This window comes from Collinsella bouchesdurhonensis (assembly GCF_900155365.1).
GTDB classification, from domain to species: domain Bacteria; phylum Actinomycetota; class Coriobacteriia; order Coriobacteriales; family Coriobacteriaceae; genus Collinsella; species Collinsella bouchesdurhonensis.
Genome location: NZ_LT699732.1, coordinates 1 through 1,068, shown reverse-complemented (window position 1 = coordinate 1,068; position 1,068 = coordinate 1). Strand labels below are relative to the sequence as shown.

The following is a 1,068-nucleotide window of genomic DNA, read 5'->3' as shown; positions in this document are numbered from 1 at the left end:
GACAAGCAGTGAACGTCAAACTTGTCTACGCCAACAGGATAGAGTCGTGGGACACGCGCGCGGACGGTTCGGCAACGACGAGCCGTGCCGCGCTTGAGGTGTCCGATGGCCGTCTTGTGCTTTGGAGTGCGCTCAGCTTCGACGGAGCATATGACGATGACGGGTGTGCGATAAGGGACTCGCAGCGCACCGAGAAGGGGTGTCCTGCAGTTATCGCAGACCTCGGCGAGGATGCACCGAGCTCGCTCCCGGAGTTCATGCAGGCGATGGGTGAGCGAGACGGTCTTCTTCGCATCGACGTCGACGGTGAGACAATCTGGGAGGCGGCAGGGGTGCCGGAGGGCTGACCTCTTACATGCCGAGCACGTCGATCGGGACGACGGCCACGCCGTCCGATGTCACGTGCGACGGCATCCCGTATCCGATGATGACGCATTTCGCCGCCGGCGGCCTCTCGCCGTGCTCCACCATCTTCCGTTCCAACCTGTTGAGATTTTCTGACGCCTCGGATACCTGCGGGCTGCCGAGCTTGACCTCGATGGCGACCCATGATCCGTCTCTTTTGTGGACGACGGCATCGACCTCAAGGTCGTCGCCGTCATGGTAGTGGGATACGAACGCATCGTTCGCCGCTGCATAGACCTTCAGGTCGTGCAGGACGAGCGATTCGAACAGGAGCCCGAGGGTCTTCGGATCGGCTGACAAGGACTCCGAATCGGCTCCGATGAGCGCGACCGCGAGCGACGGGTCGGCGAGATGGCGCTTCACGCCCTGACGAAGCTTAACCGGCGACCTGAGCGCCGGGTGCCACGCAGGGATGTCGTCCACGATGTTGATCCTGCGCAGCGCGTCCATGTAGCGCAAGACCGAGTTCTTCGACACGTCGCCTCCGATGTCCCTCTCGATCGACTTCGACCCGGCGAGCGTAGATTCGTTGCGGGCGAGCGATGCCAGCAGTGCTCTGACCTTCATGGGGTCGCGTCGGACGCCATCCGTCCTCGACACGTCGGATTCGCACACGCCATCGACATAGGCCGACGCTATGCGCATCGCCTCGGTCGTCGCCAT

2 protein-coding genes are annotated in these 1,068 nt (G+C 62.8%); one reads left to right on the top strand and one right to left on the bottom strand.

The window, feature by feature from the left end:
• Positions 1-347: hypothetical protein (locus BQ9843_RS08745; protein ID WP_195906581.1), on the top strand; the 347-nt coding region annotated here is incomplete at its 5' end.
• Between the two features lie 4 nt (positions 348-351).
• On the opposite strand, the gene BQ9843_RS00025 is transcribed toward BQ9843_RS08745, so the two are convergent.
• A partial coding sequence (locus BQ9843_RS00025; protein ID WP_075843394.1) for an ATP-binding protein occupies positions 352-1,068 on the bottom strand: 717 nt, incomplete at its 5' end.